The organism is Arcticibacter eurypsychrophilus (assembly GCF_001730525.1).
GTDB lineage: Bacteria > Bacteroidota > Bacteroidia > Sphingobacteriales > Sphingobacteriaceae > Arcticibacter > Arcticibacter eurypsychrophilus.
Genome location: NZ_MDFN01000010.1, coordinates 27,609 through 45,213 on the forward strand (window position 1 = coordinate 27,609; position 17,605 = coordinate 45,213).

The window sequence follows — 17,605 nt, forward strand, 5'->3', positions numbered from 1 at the left end:
AGACAATTCAGGCTATTGCACCCTATTCTAATTAAATTTATCAGGCATAAAATATCAATGGGAAAAGAAAAATGTTTTATCACAGGAAAAGAATTTGAAAAAAAAGATCTGGTCCACGCTGATACCATTAGGAGAAATCTGTTGGACTTCATCAAAAAAGACTATCCTAAAATTACCAGCGAGGTTCTTATCAGTCAGGAAGCGCTAAAAATTTACCGTCAGAAATATCTTGAAAGTATTATCATTGATGAATCAGGAGACCTTGATAAAATGGAACAGGAAGTGATACAGGCTATAGCTGGGCAGGAACTGGTGTCGGAGAATCTAGCTAAAGGTGATTCTAAAAATCCCAACTTCGGACAGCGACTTGCAGACAGGGTAGCTACTTTTGGCGGAAGCTGGACTTTTATTATTTTCTTCTTTACCTTACTGCTTCTATGGATTTTATTAAACTCTATTATCCTTGCGACCAAAGCTTTTGATCCCTATCCCTATATTCTTATGAACCTGATTCTATCCTGTATTGCAGCTTTGCAGGCTCCGGTAATTATGATGAGTCAGAACAGGCAGGAGACCAAGGATCGCCAGAGAAGTGAATATGATTATAAAGTAAATCTCAAGGCTGAGCTTGAAATCAGGATGCTTCATGAGAAAATTGATCATCTGATGATGCACCAGACCCAGAAACTATTGGAATTGCAGCAGATGCAGATGGATCTTCTAGAAGATATGGCTGATAAGAAAGACCGGGATAATCTTTCGAAACATGAAAACTAAATGATAATACCCTTTATTTATTACCAGCAGATATGTTTATGAACTTCCAGCAGATCAGTCTCCGCATCACTGAGGTACTCATTCTTTTTATATCAACTGTGGTCACTGTAAAAGCTGAAAAAAGGCTAGACTCTTTAAAATACGGGCCGTTTGAACAGATCCAACTCTATCATCCTGAAGGAAAGCCTGAATCACTGGTCCTCTTTGTTTCGGGAGACGGAGGATGGAATGAAGGAGTAATACAAATGGCTAAAAGCCTTGCTACTGAAGGAGCAATGGTAGCTGGCATCGACATTCGGCATTACTTAAAATCACTATATCGTCAAAAATTGTCCTGCTTTTATCCAGCTGCAGACTTCGAGCGGCTTAGCCTGATGCTTCAGAAGAAATTCCATTTCCCGGCCTATCAGAAACCGGTTCTTGTTGGTTATTCTTCAGGGGCTACACTGGTTTACGCAATGCTTGTACAGGCGCCGGCCAACACATTTAAAGGGGCTTTGTCACTTGGTTTTTGCCCTGATCTTAAAACATGGAAACAATTATGCGAAGGAGCAGGACTTAAATCGCATAAGATGAAGGCTGCCGGAACATTTTTCATTGAAAAAGCTGCAAAGCTTAGTGCTCCCTTTATCGTCCTGAATGGGATAACCGACCAGGTGTGCCCCTACGAGGCCACCAAAGAGTTTCTCTCAGGCATGGTAGAAGCAGAACTGATTACTCTTTCCAAAGTCGGGCATGGTTTCTCTGTACACAGCAACTGGATGCCCCAGTTTATGGATGCCTATAAGAAAATTCTGCAGGCTCCTTCCTTCACGCAGGTGCAGGAATCAAAGAATGAAGTACTAAAACGAAAAAGACTGGACCCTCTGCCAGGCGACATGCCACTGTCGGTAATCCCTACTGTTGTAAAAAGCGATGCTCCCCTGGTTTTTATGATTTCAGGTGACGGGGGATGGACCAGCTTTGACCAGTCATTGGCTGAAGCTTTAGCCGGAAAAAAATTGACCGTGATCGGGCTGGACGCACAAAAGTATTTTTGGAATGAAAAAACTCCGAGGGAAACAAGTTCAGATGTGAGCAAGGCTGTTTTACATTACCTTCAACAATATCAAAAAGAATCATTTATACTAGCTGGGTATTCTTTCGGAGCTAGTGTGGTGCCCTTTATTGCTTCCAGGCTAAACGAACAACTGAAGCAGAAACTCATTGGAGTGGTATCGTTATCACCGGAGGTAACTGCCGATTTTGAAATCCATGTTGCCGACATGCTGGGCGTGGCTGGTAGCGGCGAAGATTATGATGTGCTCAGAGAGGAACAGAAAATAAAAGCCTTTCATCCTATTTGTTATTTCGGGCAGCAGGAGGACGCTGAAACAGCAGAACTGTTTAAAAAGGCAGGTATCAAAGTTGGAATGATACCGGGGAGTCATCATTTTGATAATAATTATTCGCTTATTGCATCCCGAATTTCTGATTTCCTGGACGTAAAATAGCTTATTGTTCAAAATTCTTTATGTCATAATACGGGTTGTTTCATCATTCATTTTTCGATTTTAGCCTGTATCATGAGACAGTCCCGTATCTTTATGCAATGAGGAATCAAACTTCATAGCAAATATTGAATTATGGAGGGAAGTTGTATCATTAACGAACACAAGGTGTGACGATTACGAACAATCGGGTGGCTGGCCTATTAACTAATTAGCTATCAATTAGCGATTTACGTTATTGGCATATATTTTAGATGTATGTCAATGAACTATTGAAGAAAATTGAACCTCATTATGATAAAAAGCTACTTCATAATTGCCTGGCGTACCTTATTTAAAAACAGGTTGTATAGCCTTATTAATATTGGTGGGCTTGCCGTTGGCATGGCCGTAAGCTTTATGCTGCTTTTATACGTTTATAATGAGTTTAGCTTCGATAAATTCAACACGAATGCCGGTCGCTTATATACCGTTTTGCGCAATAAGGAATCCAACGGTATCATCAATACAGGTAGGCCTACGCCTGTAAAACTTGCTGGGGTTATGTTAAAGGATTATCCGGAAATAGAACAGGTAGCGCGCACCAACTGGGGCTATCCTAATCTGGTGAATTACAACAACAAGGCATTGAAAATAACCACCATGGCGGCCGACCCTTCGTTGCTTAATATGTTCAGCTTTGATTTTATATCTGGCAATAAACAGAGTGCTTTATCTGACCCTTCATCAATTGTGCTCACACAGTCGGGAGCAAAAGCCATATTTGGCAATGAAAACCCAGTTGGACGGGTAATAAAATTCAACGATAAGACCCCCTTAACAGTTAGCGCGATCATAAAGGATCTCCCAGGTAATTCAACTTTTAACTTCGAGGCGCTTATTCCATGGAGCGGTCTGGAGCAACAGCAACCTTGGATAAAAACTGCCGGTTGGGGAAACTACTCCTATTTCACTTATGCCTTGCTCCGTGATGGAACCTCGGTTGGCACTTTAAATAAAAAACTAAAAGGCCTGATTGGTCGCTATGATCCTGATAACAAAGAGAACAGCATCTTTCTGTATGATTTTACCAGGATGCACTTGTATAGTGATTTTAAAAATGGGGTAAACACTGGTGGTGCTATTGACTATGTAAGACTATTCCTTTTTTTGGCCATTGGCATCTTAGCGATTGCCTGTATTAATTTCATGAATCTCTCCACAGCTCGCTCCGCTCGTAGAGCTCGTGAGGTTGGTGTTCGCAAAGTTATGGGTGCTGACCGGTTCACACTCATTCAGCAATTTATGGGTGAGTCTCTTATCATGGCCTTGGTCTCGTTTGTACTGGCAATCCTGTTCATGATGGTGCTTTTGCCTTATTTCAATTCGCTGATCCATCTACAGCTCTCTATCCCTTATAAAAATCCATTAGCCTGGTTCGCTGCTTTAGGAGTAACTATTGCAACAGGCTTATTAGCAGGAAGCTATCCAGCCATTTTCCTATCATCGTTTAAGCCGGTCAAAGTTCTTAAAGGACAGGTTATATTAACAACAGGAACCATAAAACCCAGACAGGTACTGGTTGTTGTACAATTTTCATTTGCTATTTGCCTTATAGTTTCAAGTATATTTATTTACAAACAAATCAGTTACATTAAGGACCAGCCCGTGGGTTATGATCGCAATGGTTTAGTTGAGCTAACATCCGAGGGGGACATGCTTACTGAATTCGAGTCTTTCCGGCAGGAGGCAGTAAACGCTGGTGCCATAATGGATGGAGCGTTAACTTCCGGTCCAATTACTGAAAACCAAAGCAGCACATGGGGAGTTGAATGGCATGGACAATTACCCGGTGAGGATAAAACAACTATTGACCAGATAGCAGTTTCGTGGCATTTTATCAGCACCTATGGTTTAAAGCTTATTGCGGGAAGGGATTTTGATATAAGCCGCCCATCCGATTCTAACGGGGTCATTCTTAATCTTGCAGCCGTGAAAATGATGAGGCTTAAAGAACCAATAGGTCAGCAAATTAAATGGCAGGAATCCCAGCGTACAGTTGTGGGCGTAGTGGATAATTTCAAATGGGGATCGCCTTATGAACCGGTAAAGCCTGCCATAATCGGCTTTATGAAAGATTGGCAAGGCAATATTGGATTACGGCTTAACCCTAAACAATCTGTATCAAAAAGCCTGGCGTTATTAAAGGGTATTTATAAAAAACATAATCCTAATTTCCCCTTCGAATATAAGTTCACTGATGAGAAATTCAGTCAGAAATTCGCACAAGAGGAGCTATTGGGTACCATGTCTGCCGGGTTTACCTGTCTGGCTGTGGTCATATCATGTTTAGGTCTTTTCGGTTTAGCTTCTTTCTCTGCAGAACAACGTCGTAAAGAAATAGGCATCCGTAAAGTTTTGGGTGCTTCAGCCGGTAACCTGTGGTTAAATTTATCAAAGGAGTTTTTGGGACTGGTTTGTCTCTCTTTTATTATAGGGTCAACTATCAGCTGGTATTATATGGGCCAATGGCTGGCAAAATATACGTATCATACTTCAATAAGTATTTGGGTATTCGCAGTTACACTGCTATTGAGCCTGCTTATTTGTCTTATTACGGTAAGTTGGCAGGCAATACGTGCTGTGTTGACTAATCCGGTGAAGAGTTTAAGGAGTGAATAAATTATGGCTAAAACAGTTGCAGACTATTAATCTATATTTGAAATTAATTTTACTTATTAACAAAGAAATGCTCATATTTGTAACCAAATCATGAACACAAACAATGTACAAATTCTTTGGTTATGGCAATGCGAGCGATCGTAGAGGCTAACCGTAAATGTATATTTTCAAATAACATACAAAAGGTTGTCCGGCAGACAACCTTTTTTTTTGTCCTGCCGGGCAAAGAAATGATCAAATGAAAGAGATATTAAACCGATTATTCGAACGCAAGACCTTTAATTCTGAAGAAGCTAAAGGAATTTTGAAAAACATTACGAAGGGAAAATACACCCAATCTCAAATGGCCGCTTTTATGACTGCCTATTGCATGAGAAGTATCACTTTGGAGGAACTGGAAGGGTTTCGCGACGCGATGCTGGAGCTTTGTCTGGATCCTGGACTTGAACAATATAGTTTGATAGATTTATGTGGTACAGGCGGAGATGGAAAAGATACCTTTAATATCTCTACCCTTGCGTCTTTTGTAGTGGCAGGTGCGGGTTACCTGGTCGCCAAACATGGAAATTATGGAGTATCATCTGGTTGTGGTTCATCCAACGTGATGGAACATTTGGGATATCAGTTCACCAATGACCCTGGCTTACTTCAAAAAAGCGTGGAGCAAGCAGGAATATGCTTTCTGCATGCGCCGCTATTTCATTCCGCAATGAAGAATGTTGCTCCCGTCCGTAAGGAGCTGGGCGTTAAAACGTTCTTTAATATGCTTGGGCCAATGGTTAATCCGGCTAAACCTAAATACCAGGTTGTAGGGGTATTTAGTTTGGAGCTGGCACGGTTATATGGATACCTCTATCAGAAAACGGATAAAAATTACACCATTGTACATGCTTTAGATGGTTACGATGAAATTTCACTAACCGGGAGCTTTAAGACGTACTCCAATTATGGGGAAAAGTTGTATACATTGGATCAACTGGGCTTTGAAAAAGTAAATCCTCAGGAGATTACAGGGGGAAGTACAGTAGAACAATCGGCAAATATATTTAAAGATGTTTTGCAGGGGAATGCGACGACAGCGCAAAATAATGTAGTGCTGACAAATGCGGCATTAGCGATTAAGACGATTCATCCTGATAAATCATTTTCAGACTGTTTTTATGAGGCAGAGGAATCACTTCTTTCGAAAAAGGCACTCAAAAGTTTCAGTAATTTATTGGCTGTTAAATAAAAAAGGTCAGTCAATCAAAGGTTAAAGCATGATTTTGCGTAAATATATTAGAAGCGACGGGTAAGGATTTAAGAGCGGTGGCTTTAACAAAATAAGTAAGGAAAATTTAAGCTTATAAATATTAGCTGAAAGGCTACAAAAAAATAGGGTTTGTGGATATATTAACGAATAGAGCTAGGAAAATTAAGGTTTGCGGAATGAGAGACACTGCAAATATTCTGGAGATTGCTGCACTGGAACCAGATTATATGGGCTTTATTTTCTATCCTTTATCTTCCAGATATGCAGGAGAAGTAGATGCGGAAATAGTTAGGCAACTCCCTTCTTCTATAAAAAAAACCGGCGTATTTGTCAATGCTGATCTTGCTACGATAGCTAAGTGGGGTACTGAGCTACAATTGGATGCTGTACAACTCCATGGAAATGAATCGCCTGAATTCTGCCTCAAAATAAAAGAAAAGGGTATTGAAGTTATTAAAGCGTTTGGCATTCATGCAAACTTTGACTTTAAATCACTTGAAAATTACCTGGATGCGGTAGATTATTTTTTATTCGATACCAGTACTGCTCAACATGGTGGATCAGGTAAAGTTTTCGATTGGGAGTTACTTCGTCAAAACAATACGAATAAACCATTCTTTTTAAGTGGGGGGATCGATCTGGATCAATTGGATACTATTGCCCAAATAAATGACAGCCGGTTATATGCGGTTGATTTGAACAGCAAGTTTGAATTATCTCCCGGCATAAAGGATTATAGTAAGTTAAAAAAGATTTTTAAATGAAGGTTATGAATTATCAAGTAGATGAAAAAGGATATTACGGAGTTTTCGGGGGTGCTTATATTCCGGAGATGTTGTATCCCAACATCAAAGAACTAAGAGAAAAATACCTCGAGTTTATAGAGGATCCTAAATTTCAGGAAGAATATGTGATGCTGCTTAAAGATTATGTGGGACGTCCTTCGCCCTTGTTTCTGGCAGAACGTCTTTCTAAAAAATACGGCGCTAAGATTTATTTGAAGCGTGAAGATTTAAACCATACTGGAGCGCACAAGATAAATAATACGGTAGGACAAATTCTGGTAGCAGAGCGTTTGGGTAAAAAGAGGATTATAGCAGAGACGGGAGCTGGTCAGCATGGTGTGGCTACGGCTACGGTTTGCGCATTGAAGGGCCTTGAATGTATTGTTTATATGGGTGCCGTTGATATCGAACGTCAGGCTCCTAACGTAGCCCGTATGAAAATGATGGGCGCTACCGTTATTCCGGCTACTTCAGGAAGTCAGACTTTAAAAGATGCGACAAATGAAGCGCTGCGCGACTGGATTAACCACCCTACTGATACGCATTATATTTTAGGATCGGTGGTTGGACCTCACCCCTATCCTGATATGGTTGCCCGTTTTCAATCGATCATTTCTGAGGAAACTAAATGGCAGTTGCAGGAGAAGACAGGCAAGTCGACTCCTGATTATGTACTGGCTTGTGTAGGTGGCGGAAGTAATGCCATGGGCATGTTTTATCATTTTCTGGCTGATGAGGATGTGAAGTTAATTGCTGTAGAAGCAGCTGGAAAGGGTGTGGATTCGGGTGAATCGGCAGCGACTACACTATTGGGAAAAGAAGGAGTGCTTCATGGAAGCCGCTCTTTGGTGATGCAAACGGAGGATGGACAGGTTGTTGAGCCTTATTCTATTTCTGCTGGTTTGGATTACCCTGGAATTGGTCCCCAACATGCCCATCTGTTTACATCCAGAAGAGCTTTATATGTGAGTATCACTGATGATGAGGCTATGTTGGCAGGAATGGAGCTTTCTAAACTGGAAGGAATTATTCCGGCTATTGAAACAGCTCATGCTTTAGCTTATCTGGGTAAGATGAAGTTTAAAGAAGATGATACCGTTGTAGTTTGTCTTTCAGGACGTGGAGACAAAGATTTGGATACCTACATGAAATATTTCGGACTATAATGAACAGAATTAATCAACTTTTTGAACAGAAGAAAGAATCGTTACTCTCTATATATTTTACTGCCGGGTATCCGGATTTGAATAGCACTGTGGATATTGCTGAAGCGCTTGAAAAGGCAGGTGCAGATTTTCTTGAGATCGGCATCCCTTACTCCGATCCATTGGCAGATGGACCGGTTATTCAGCACAGTTCACTTACAGCAATCAATAATGGAATGACCATTAAGGTGCTGTTTGAGCAATTGAAAGAACTGAGAAGCAGGGTAACGATACCTGTACTTTTAATGGGTTATTTTAACCCTTTATTGCAATATGGAGTGGAACATTTTTGTTCCTCTTGTAAGGAAGTAGGTGTAGATGGGATGATTATCCCTGATCTTCCGATGTATGAATATGAGGATTTGTACCAGGAATATTTTAGCATGAATGAAATTAGCAATGTATTTCTGATTACACCTCAAACATCTGATGAGCGCATTCAAAAGATTGATGAGCTGAGTAATGGGTTCATATATCTTTTATCTTCTTCATCTACAACTGGAAAGGATTTAAATGTTTCTGATCAGACGGAAAACTATTTTTCAAGGATCAAGAACATGCAGCTCAAGAACCCAACGATGATTGGCTTTGGTATTTCAGATCATACTAGTTTTGCTAAGGCAAGTGAATATGCGAATGGGGCTATTGTAGGAACGGCTTTTGTGAAAATATTAGAAAAGGATCATTATATGGAGCAGATTCCGAAATTCATAAAGGAGTTAAAAGGGTAATTACCTGCAAAGCTATGTATATATGATTAAATGAAATATGCTACAGTCAGCATAGAACGGTATCCGATAGAATCTTAAGCTAATCTTAAGATTCTATTAAAGTGTTCTGAATAGAAACGTACGATCTTTACGGTAAATTATCGTTATGATATCAGCAACACACTTTCATGCAATGTCCGTTCACTTTCCAATCGCCTTATTAATTTTCGGCTTTATGTCGGAGATTATTGCTTTTTTTTACAATAAAGATTTTTTCCATCAATCTGCGTTTTACCTAATAATTTCAGGTACCCTAGGCACAGTTGTTGCCTATCTGGCAGGTCATGTAGCAGGAGAAGGAATGGAAGAAGGCTCATTGAATACTGCACTTTTGCTGCATGAACAAGCTGCAACGTTATCTCTTTGGGTAACTATTTTCACCGCTGTGGTTTATCTGGTCATCTATTTTCTTAAATACGATAGGCCTTTATTTAGGATTCTGAGCATACTACTCTTTGCTGGTGTTATCGGATTAATTTCTAGGACAGGATATCTTGGCGGCGAGTTGGTTTATAAACATGGAGCAGGTGTTACGTTGGCATTACCTGATTTTTCTTCTCCGGATTAAATTGGACAAGATAGTAGATATTTTATCTAACTTAACCCTATGAGAATTTTATTGGCAGAAGATGAAACAGCTATTGCCGGTTTCTTAAAAGAAGGATTGGAAGAAGAAGGATTTGCAGTTGATGTGGCAATAAATGGCCGACTTGGGCTTAACATGGCCATAGAAAATATCAACGAATATGATATTATACTACTGGACTGGATGCTGCCTGGCCTGAGTGGTATAGAAATATGTAGAAATATCAGAAAAATAAACAAAATAGTACCTGTAATATTTTTAACGGCTAAAGACACCGTTGATGATACTATTTTCGGTTTGGAAGCCGGTGCAAATGATTACCTTAAAAAACCATTTGCTTTTGAAGAACTATTGGCCAGGATCAAGGTGCTGCTGCGGAACAAAGAAGGTGAGCAAACTGTATTTGAAACAAATAGCATCGTACTGAACACCGACACCCATCAGGTGACAAAAAACAACCTTTCTATAGAGCTAACACAAAAGGAGTTTGCATTGTTAGAGCATCTGCTTCGCAATAAAGGTAAAGTATGCAGACGCACCCGCATCATTGAAAAAATCTGGGATATCCATTTTGATAAAGATACCTCTGTAATTGACGTATTCATTAATGCGCTTCGAAAAAAGCTGGATGATGGGGGCAAAGTGTCATTTATTCAAACTATTCGTGGCATAGGTTATCGGGTAAATCCTCATTTATGAAAGTAAGCTTTAAAAAACGAATTGCTTTGTTTAATACGCTTGCCGTTGCAATAACAACAGCAATTGTTTTTATTGTGATATATGGGGTAGTACATTTCAGTTCTTACCGGCATTTGGATAATGATATTACGCAGGAAAAAGAAGAGATTTTAAATACACTCGACTGGAAAGGAGACCTTATAATCATCAATAAAATGCCTGAGTGGGAAGAGGCTGAACATAATAAAGTAGAAATCAACCCAACGTTTATTCAGATAGTGGATAATAAAGACCGGATGGTATTTAAATCAGCTAATCTACAAAAGATCACTTTTCTATTCAACCCCTCTACTAAAAAAGAAATCTTTTTTAATTCTCAAATTGATAAACAACGGTTGAGATTGGGTCAATTTCCCGTAATTAATGATGATGGAAAAACTATAGGACAATTAACAATAGGCATTTCTCAACAAGAGTCGCACAATGTATTGAATAATTTGCTTTTCACCCTTTGCATTGCCTTCCCTATTCTTTTATTTGTGCTCTATATTGTTATTTATATAGCCGCTTCAAAAGCGATTGCTCCTGTGCATCAATTAATCAGGACAGCATCAAGTATTAACGATTCGAATATCAATACAAGACTACCATTACCGGAAAATGAAGATGAATTATATCAGCTTGCAAACACCATAAACGAATTACTAAGCAGAATAGAGATCAGCATTCAACAACAGAAACAATTCACTGCTGATGCCTCACATGAAATACGAACTCCCCTTGCAGGCATAAGAGGCACATTGGAGATACTCATTCGTAAAGAAAGAGATCCTGGACAATATGAAGAAAAAATAAAAAATGTGATCGGGCAAACAGACAGATTAAATCAATTATTAGATCAATTATTGCAATTGGCACGATTGGAATCAGGATCAAGTAAGAGGGAAATGGTATCGCTGGATCTAATAATGGCAGAAGCTGCACTTAAATGGGAAAAAGAAATAACAAATAGGTCCATACAGTTGTCAATCGATATTCCGGAGGAAACAATTGTTTTCTCAGATAAGTTCTTCCTTGCCATGATTGCAGATAACCTCTTCAGTAATGCCTTAAAATATGGTTTAGACCGTGGTAAAATATACTGTAATTGGGATAAAAAAAGCAACACCATGTGCATAATAAATGATGGTCCCGGTATCACACCAGAGCAAATACTTTTTTTATTTAACCGCTTTTACAGAACAGATGAATCAAGAAACTCAAAGGTTTCAGGAAGTGGTTTGGGCTTGGCAATAGTAAAAAAATTGACCGATTTACTTCATATTGATATTTCAGTCGTAAGTATTGCAGGAGAAACGACCTTTTCATTGAGATTTCCAAGGTAAACTTAAGCCAATCTTAAGAAATCATACAGTTATCCTGAAGGATTGCAGATGCATTTTTGTGGTATCATTTATTCAAAAACTATAAAAATGAAAAAGCTATTAATTATTACGGTATTAATCTCATTAAGCGGCATGATACTTACTTCTTGTGGAAATTCGGGTAAGAATACTGCTATGAAATCACCGGAACAAAATGAAAGTAAATCTGAGGAAAATGAAGGCAAGGAAAATGAGGGAAACGAATCATTGGTAAAACAAGGCACAGATGTAAAGGCTAAAACCACTGAAAATATGCTGGCTGCATTTAAAGGTGAAACCACTGCAAGTGCAAAATATGCTGCATACTCCAAAAAGGCAGAGCAAGAGGGTTATCATCAAATCGCTTTACTTTTCAAGGCAGCTTCTACATCTGAAAACATTCATGCGAACAACCATAAAGCCGTGTTGCAAGAATCAGGTACTGTCCTGCCTACGATAAAACCTGAATTTACTATAAAATCAACCAAAGAAAACTTAGAAGATGCCATTAAAGGAGAAACATATGAGGTAACCACTATGTATCCTGACTTTATTACAACTGCAAATACTGCAAATAATCAAATGGCCCTTATAAGCTTGAATTATGCCTATAAAACAGAAAAAAAACATAAAGTAATGTACACAACAGCTTTAATAGCACTGAATAATAAAACGGATAAAAATTTACCGTCTGTTTTTTATATCTGTTCAACTTGTGGCAATACATATGAAACTACTGCTCCAGCACGCTGTGGAATTTCAATGACTAGTTCAGATAAATTTTTAAAATTAACCTCTGTTTAAATTACGGATATGAGTCAAGTTCATTTGCATTTAATCATCACCCATCTTCCAATTTTTGGTTCGTTGCTAGGAGCCATCGTATTAGGTTACGGATTATGGAGCAAAAGCAATCAAACAAAAATAGCAGCCTATATCCTTTTTATAATTTCAGCCTTTGGTGCTGGAATTGCTTACCTGACAGGCGAAGGCACTGAAGAATCAATTGAAAGGTTACAAGGGGTTTCGGAAAACATAATTGAACTGCATGCAGATTCAGCCATGGTTGCTTTAGTTAGTTTAATCATTTTAGGCGCACTATCCTTCCCTGCTGCTTTTATCACTTATAAAAACAGCTCACTGGTAAAGAATGCATCAATAATGATGCTTGTTGTTTCTTTAATAAGCTTTGGGATAGTGGCGAGAACGGGATATCTTGGAGGACAAATCAGGCACATTGAGATTAGCTCTAACACTGTACAAGATTTGAATGGTGTAAAAGCCGGAGATAAAGATGATGATTAACTAGCTGAACAATCATCTTTAAAACTATTCCTTTAAGAATCTCTTATCTTGATAAAACCTTTTTAAGGAATAGTTTTCATTTTTAAGCAGCAACTGTTTTAAGCCTCTGTTTTTCTTTTATTCCTTTTCTTGCAAAACAAAATGAAGAATAATGGATTGACTTAGTATAGTACATCCTTGAAATAGTATAATGTCAGTCTGGTATCAGCTCAGTAAAGAAGAAGTTTTAAAACAACTTAAATCATCAACGTCATCCGGGTTAAAGAATGCGGACATCGCAGACCTTCGTAAAGAATTTGGAGATAACAGCTTAAAGGCTGCTAAGCAAAAAAGTAAATTCATTATTTTACTGAATCAGTTTAAGGATGTGATGATCATCATCCTGATTGTTGCTGCGATAATTTCCTTTCTTGTAGGGGAACATACGGACGCCTATGTTATTCTTGCCATCATTATCGGAAATGCAATAATTGGTTATACGCAGGAGAATAATGCGGAGGAATCGGTACGTATGTTGCAAAAGATGTCTTCACAACATGCATTGGTGCTGCGGGAAGGACATCCTGTTAAGGTGGAGACAACGGAACTTGTTCCTGGAGATCTGCTCTTACTGGAGGCTGGAGATATTGTACCTGCCGATGCTCGGTTATTGGAAGTAAGTTCATTTAAAACAGAGGAAGCTGCTTTAACGGGAGAAAGCCATACGATTGATAAAATAATAGCTGCGATTAAAAAGCCTGATTTGCTTCCCGGTGATCAGCATAATATGATTTTTAAGGGTACTATTATCAGTAATGGTACTGCAAAAGCAGTGGTAACGACTACTGGAATGAATACTGAGCTGGGTAAAATTGCAGGTTTGCTCGATGTTAACGATCAGAAAACTCCACTTCAAAAACGGCTGGAAGTATTCAGTAAACAACTTGCGGTAATTGTGGTCGTGATTTGTCTGGTTGTATTTGGCTTTGGACTTTGGCGCGGTGAGCCTCCTTTCACGATGTTTTTAACGGCACTTTCCCTGGCAGTAGCAGCTTTGCCCGAAGCCTTGCCTGCTGTTATTACTATTGCGCTTGCTGGAGGTGCCCGCAGAATGGTGAGGCAAAAAGCTTTGGTACGCATGTTGCCTGCCGTAGAAACTTTGGGTTCTGTTACATATATCTGCAGTGATAAAACTGGAACGCTGACACAAAATGTGATGACGGTTGAAAATACATGGGCTGTTCCTGGAAAGGAAGAGTTACTTCGACATGCCATGATTTTAAATAATGAGGTGCGGCTTTCGGAAGATGAGGAGCTTCTGGGAGATTCGACAGAAACTGCCATGGTAAGCCATGCCATGGAAAAGGGCCATTCGGTAGAAAGTTCTGAAGATAAATATCCACTTATAGCAAAAGTACCATTTGATTCGGTACGTATGCGGATGAGTACTTTACATGAGCATCAGAATAAGTGGTTGCTTTTTGTTAAGGGTGCGCCGGTGAAGATTGTAGAGGTTTTGGATGAAAAATATAAAGAGCAAATTCCTGAATGGCTGGAGATGAATCACAAATGGGCGGCTGAAGGCTTACGTGTGTTGTTTTTCGCCTATAGGGTTTTCGATCAGAAACCAGAGATGACTGAAGAACTGGAAAAGGATTTAGAATTTCTGGGGATGATTGCGATGATTGATCCGCCCCGGGAAGAGGTTATTGCGGCTATCCAGGAATGTAAAACGGCAGGAATTAAGTCTGTAATGATTACCGGAGATCAGCCTCTCACTGCTTCTGCGATTGCGGAACGTTTGCAGATTATTGAGAAAGGTGCTGAAAGTAAAACTGGTGCTGATTTAACTCATCTCTCTCAAGAGGAACTAATTCGGGAAATTGAACATATCGCTGTTTTTGCACGCGTGTCTCCGGAGCAGAAATTAAACATTGTAAAGGCTTTACAGGCAAACGGCGAATTTGTAGCCATGACTGGTGATGGGGTGAATGATGCGCCTTCATTAAAACAGGCCGACATTGGTGTGGCGATGGGCATTACAGGTACGGATGTATCTAAAGAGGCGGCTGATATGATTTTGCTTGATGATAATTTCGCGACCATTGTTAAAGCAGTTAAAGAAGGAAGAAGAATTTATGATAATATCAGAAAGTTCGTTTTGTATATTTTGTCCTGCAACTTAGGGGAGATCTTAACCATTTTCCTTGCGCCTTTTTTAGGCTTGGCCATTCCCCTGCTTCCTATTCATATTCTTTGGATTAACCTGGTTACGGATGGATTGCCGGGTCTTGCTCTTGCGGCTGAACCTGCAGAGAAAGATATTATGAAACGGCCTCCCCGTCCTCCTAAGGAAAACTTATTTGCTGGTGGTCTTACTGTTAAAATTATAACTACCGGGATTGTACTGGCAATAGCGGCTTTATTTACTCAATATTTTGCGGTACATCATGGATATGATACCCGAACACAGCAAACTATGGTTTTTACTGTTCTTTGTTTTGTGCAGATGGTGAATGCCTTATCGGTTCGCTTTGTACATCATTCTATGTTTTCGTCCCGCATTTTCTCTAACCCAGGTATGTGGGGGGCTATCCTGCTTACTATCGTATTGCAACTGGTAGTGGTCTATGTTCCTGTTTTCAATTCAATCTTTAAGACGCGCGTTCTGGATTGGAATGCGATGGAGATTGTACTACTGGTTACCTTGGGATCTGCTGTTGCTATTGAATTGATTAAATACCTGATAAAGGTGAAGACAACCATAAATCATAAATAATACTTATCACTATCGGTTTTAACCTTGCCTGCATCCATCAGATTCCGAAGTACTTCTATGCGTTCTTTTTCGTTACCGGACTGAACGGAAGATATTAAGTCTTCCAGGTTGAGATGCTGACCGGCCAGCACATCAATCAGCTCATAGGTGATGCGGTCTGTTAGACCTGCTGAATTAGCCTGTCTTTTTTCTTCCAGGCATACATCGCAAATTCCACATTTAGCCGCATTCGGCTCATTGAAATAGTGTAGTAACATGATATTGCGACAGATCTTTGCTTCAGCATAATGCAGTATAGACCGAATGTGCTCTTCCATGATGACTTTTCGCTCATTCATGTACTTTACATCGAGGTACATGTTATCAGTAACCACCCTTGCTTTGATAAACTGAAGCTGAGGTTTATCGGTTTGAGGAAGGTAACTTATTAACTTATAATCCTGAAGCTTATTGAGAATATCTGCTACTTCCTGACGGGTTTTTCCTACTCGCTTAGCTACATCATACTCCTGAATAGAAGTAAATATATCAAACATGCCCCCATAGGAACGGAGTAAAATCTTAATAAACGAATCATAGAAAGCATTTTGTATTTGAAAGCGATAAAGATCTTCAGGAGGGACAATAATCTGAACTCTGGAAGGGAGATAAACACTTTCTGAGACCGTTACATACTCATCGTGCTCGAGATACTTCAACGCATTGATGGTTTTTATGGCATCCAGCTTAAACCGGGAACAAAAGTCACCTATATCAAATTCAAGCACAAGTCCTTCCCCTGAACCATGTGCGATCTGATAATAATTACCGAGACACTGGTATACATTCCTGATTTCCTGAACGGTTGGAAAGCTAAGTTCTAGTCTTTTTTCCAGTAGATCGCGGTCGCTTACATGATATAACATGACCGCATACGCTTTTTTATCATCCCTTCCTGCTCTTCCTGCCTCCTGATAATAGGCCTCCATACTTTCAGGAATATCCATGTGCACCACAAAACGGACATCCGGTTTATCTATCCCCATCCCAAAAGCATTGGTGGCAACGATAACCCGTTTCTGGTTTTTCATCCATGCTTTTTGTTTTAAACTCCTTTCGGGAGTTTCCAGGCCTGCGTGGTAGTAATCAGATTCAATACCGGCACTGTTTAGTATTTTAGATATTTCCTGCGTTTGACGGCGGTTGCGAACGTATACGATTCCTGTCCCCTCTATATTCTTGGCGACTGAAAGCAATTTGCGGATCTTATTTTCTTCATGAGACACCACATAACTCAGGTTGTTCCTTTTGAAGCTTTTTGAAAATACATGATGTACTCTAAAGGCAAGCTTGTTTTGAATATCCTCAATAACGCGTACTGTTGCGGTGGCTGTGAGTGCAAGAATGGGTACGAGTGGATGTAATTCCCTTAGTTCAGTTATTCTTAAGTAAGGCGGACGGAAATCATACCCCCATTGCGAAATACAGTGTGCTTCATCGACAGCGATGAGATTCACGTTCATGTGACTGATGCGTTCTTTTACTATTGGTGATAAAAGGCGTTCAGGAGAAAGGTATAGAAATTTAATTTTCCCATATATGCAATTATCCAAGAGGATATCTACTTCGCGCTTAGACATTCCGGATACTATTGATACGGCATTTATTCCTCTTGCTTTTAAATTCTCTACCTGATCTTTCATCAGTGCAATAAGCGGCGATACTACAATACAGATCCCGGATTGCAACATTGCTGGTACCTGGAAACAGATAGACTTCCCTCCTCCTGTTGGCATTAATGCCAAAGAATCTTTTTTTTCGAGAACAGATTGGATAATATCTTCCTGTAACGGCCTGAAAGAGTCGTAGTTCCAATATTTTTTCAGGATCTCGTATATCGTCATCGAATCAAACATACATTAATATCTTTCAGAATTTATGAAAATAACAATTATT

14 protein-coding genes are annotated in these 17,605 nt (G+C 39.5%); 13 read left to right on the forward strand and 1 reads right to left on the reverse strand.

Annotation, left to right across the window (positions count from 1 at the left end):
* Nucleotides 1-57 precede the first annotated feature (57 nt).
* The 13 genes from BFL47_RS06935 (at nucleotide 58) to BFL47_RS06995 (ending at nucleotide 15,670) form a co-directional block, all read left to right on the forward strand.
* Complete coding sequence (locus BFL47_RS06935) at nucleotides 58-777, forward strand: DUF1003 domain-containing protein (protein WP_069659080.1); 720 nt, start codon at nucleotides 58-60, stop codon at nucleotides 775-777.
* Nucleotides 778-809: 32 nt separating this feature from the next.
* Entirely contained in the window at nucleotides 810-2,270 is a 1,461-nt protein-coding gene (locus BFL47_RS06940; protein ID WP_211480952.1) for an AcvB/VirJ family lysyl-phosphatidylglycerol hydrolase, read from the forward strand.
* A gap of 291 nt (nucleotides 2,271-2,561) precedes the next feature.
* Nucleotides 2,562-4,928: an ABC transporter permease gene (locus tag BFL47_RS06945; RefSeq protein ID WP_069659081.1), complete on the forward strand. Its 2,367-nt coding sequence runs from the start codon at nucleotides 2,562-2,564 to the stop codon at nucleotides 4,926-4,928.
* Nucleotides 4,929-5,166: 238 nt separating this feature from the next.
* On the forward strand, nucleotides 5,167-6,159 hold the full coding sequence (trpD, locus tag BFL47_RS06950) for an anthranilate phosphoribosyltransferase (protein ID WP_069659082.1): 993 nt from the start codon (nucleotides 5,167-5,169) through the stop codon (nucleotides 6,157-6,159).
* Nucleotides 6,160-6,356: 197 nt separating this feature from the next.
* Nucleotides 6,357-6,944, forward strand: coding sequence for a phosphoribosylanthranilate isomerase (locus BFL47_RS06955; RefSeq protein ID WP_069659083.1), 588 nt, complete (start codon nucleotides 6,357-6,359; stop codon nucleotides 6,942-6,944).
* A gap of 5 nt (nucleotides 6,945-6,949) precedes the next feature.
* Nucleotides 6,950-8,131: a tryptophan synthase subunit beta gene (trpB, locus tag BFL47_RS06960; RefSeq protein WP_069659162.1), complete on the forward strand. Its 1,182-nt coding sequence runs from the start codon at nucleotides 6,950-6,952 to the stop codon at nucleotides 8,129-8,131.
* Nucleotides 8,131-8,901 carry a tryptophan synthase subunit alpha gene (gene trpA / locus BFL47_RS06965; protein ID WP_069659084.1) on the forward strand — a complete coding sequence of 257 codons (771 nt, stop codon included), beginning with the start codon at nucleotides 8,131-8,133 and terminating at the stop codon, nucleotides 8,899-8,901. The genes trpB and trpA overlap by 1 nt, the downstream gene beginning before the upstream one ends.
* Before the next feature lie 145 nt (nucleotides 8,902-9,046).
* Nucleotides 9,047-9,508 carry a DUF2231 domain-containing protein gene (locus tag BFL47_RS06970; protein ID WP_069659085.1) on the forward strand — a complete coding sequence of 154 codons (462 nt, stop codon included), beginning with the start codon at nucleotides 9,047-9,049 and terminating at the stop codon, nucleotides 9,506-9,508.
* Nucleotides 9,509-9,547: 39 nt separating this feature from the next.
* On the forward strand, nucleotides 9,548-10,225 hold the full coding sequence (locus BFL47_RS06975) for a response regulator transcription factor (protein WP_069659086.1): 678 nt from the start codon (nucleotides 9,548-9,550) through the stop codon (nucleotides 10,223-10,225).
* On the forward strand, nucleotides 10,222-11,589 hold the full coding sequence (locus tag BFL47_RS06980; protein WP_069659087.1) for a sensor histidine kinase: 1,368 nt from the start codon (nucleotides 10,222-10,224) through the stop codon (nucleotides 11,587-11,589). Before BFL47_RS06975 ends, BFL47_RS06980 begins: the two co-directional genes overlap by 4 nt.
* Nucleotides 11,590-11,676: 87 nt before the next feature.
* Complete coding sequence (locus BFL47_RS06985; RefSeq protein WP_170827286.1) at nucleotides 11,677-12,411, forward strand: rubrerythrin family protein; 735 nt, start codon at nucleotides 11,677-11,679, stop codon at nucleotides 12,409-12,411.
* 9 nt (nucleotides 12,412-12,420) lie between these two features.
* Entirely contained in the window at nucleotides 12,421-12,912 is a 492-nt protein-coding gene (locus tag BFL47_RS06990) for a hypothetical protein (RefSeq protein ID WP_069659088.1), read from the forward strand.
* 190 nt (nucleotides 12,913-13,102) lie between these two features.
* Nucleotides 13,103-15,670 (forward strand): cation-translocating P-type ATPase, encoded by a 2,568-nt coding sequence (locus BFL47_RS06995; protein WP_069659089.1) that lies wholly within the window; start codon nucleotides 13,103-13,105, stop codon nucleotides 15,668-15,670.
* Here the strand turns inward: BFL47_RS06995 and BFL47_RS07000 are convergent.
* Nucleotides 15,661-17,553 carry a RecQ family ATP-dependent DNA helicase gene (locus BFL47_RS07000; protein ID WP_069659090.1) on the reverse strand — a complete coding sequence of 631 codons (1,893 nt, stop codon included), beginning with the start codon at nucleotides 17,551-17,553 and terminating at the stop codon, nucleotides 15,661-15,663. The genes BFL47_RS06995 and BFL47_RS07000 overlap by 10 nt on opposite strands.
* Between the last annotated feature and the right edge of the window lie 52 nt (nucleotides 17,554-17,605).

What these genes read in the sequence shown, in the direction of transcription:
- BFL47_RS06935 (WP_069659080.1), top strand. Translation starts at nt 58, where the DNA reads ATGGGAAAAGAAAAATGTTTTATCACAGGAAAAGAATTTGAAAAAAAA.
- BFL47_RS06940 (WP_211480952.1), top strand. Translation starts at nt 810, where the DNA reads ATGTTTATGAACTTCCAGCAGATCAGTCTCCGCATCACTGAGGTACTC.
- BFL47_RS06945 (WP_069659081.1), top strand. Translation starts at nt 2,562, where the DNA reads ATGATAAAAAGCTACTTCATAATTGCCTGGCGTACCTTATTTAAAAAC.
- trpD (WP_069659082.1), top strand. Translation starts at nt 5,167, where the DNA reads ATGAAAGAGATATTAAACCGATTATTCGAACGCAAGACCTTTAATTCT.
- BFL47_RS06955 (WP_069659083.1), top strand. Translation starts at nt 6,357, where the DNA reads ATGAGAGACACTGCAAATATTCTGGAGATTGCTGCACTGGAACCAGAT.
- trpB (WP_069659162.1), top strand. Translation starts at nt 6,950, where the DNA reads ATGAATTATCAAGTAGATGAAAAAGGATATTACGGAGTTTTCGGGGGT.
- trpA (WP_069659084.1), top strand. Translation starts at nt 8,131, where the DNA reads ATGAACAGAATTAATCAACTTTTTGAACAGAAGAAAGAATCGTTACTC.
- BFL47_RS06970 (WP_069659085.1), top strand. Translation starts at nt 9,047, where the DNA reads ATGATATCAGCAACACACTTTCATGCAATGTCCGTTCACTTTCCAATC.
- BFL47_RS06975 (WP_069659086.1), top strand. Translation starts at nt 9,548, where the DNA reads ATGAGAATTTTATTGGCAGAAGATGAAACAGCTATTGCCGGTTTCTTA.
- BFL47_RS06980 (WP_069659087.1), top strand. Translation starts at nt 10,222, where the DNA reads ATGAAAGTAAGCTTTAAAAAACGAATTGCTTTGTTTAATACGCTTGCC.
- BFL47_RS06985 (WP_170827286.1), top strand. Translation starts at nt 11,677, where the DNA reads ATGAAAAAGCTATTAATTATTACGGTATTAATCTCATTAAGCGGCATG.
- BFL47_RS06990 (WP_069659088.1), top strand. Translation starts at nt 12,421, where the DNA reads ATGAGTCAAGTTCATTTGCATTTAATCATCACCCATCTTCCAATTTTT.
- BFL47_RS06995 (WP_069659089.1), top strand. Translation starts at nt 13,103, where the DNA reads ATGTCAGTCTGGTATCAGCTCAGTAAAGAAGAAGTTTTAAAACAACTT.
- BFL47_RS07000 (WP_069659090.1), bottom strand. Translation starts at nt 17,553, where the DNA reads ATGACGATATACGAGATCCTGAAAAAATATTGGAACTACGACTCTTTC.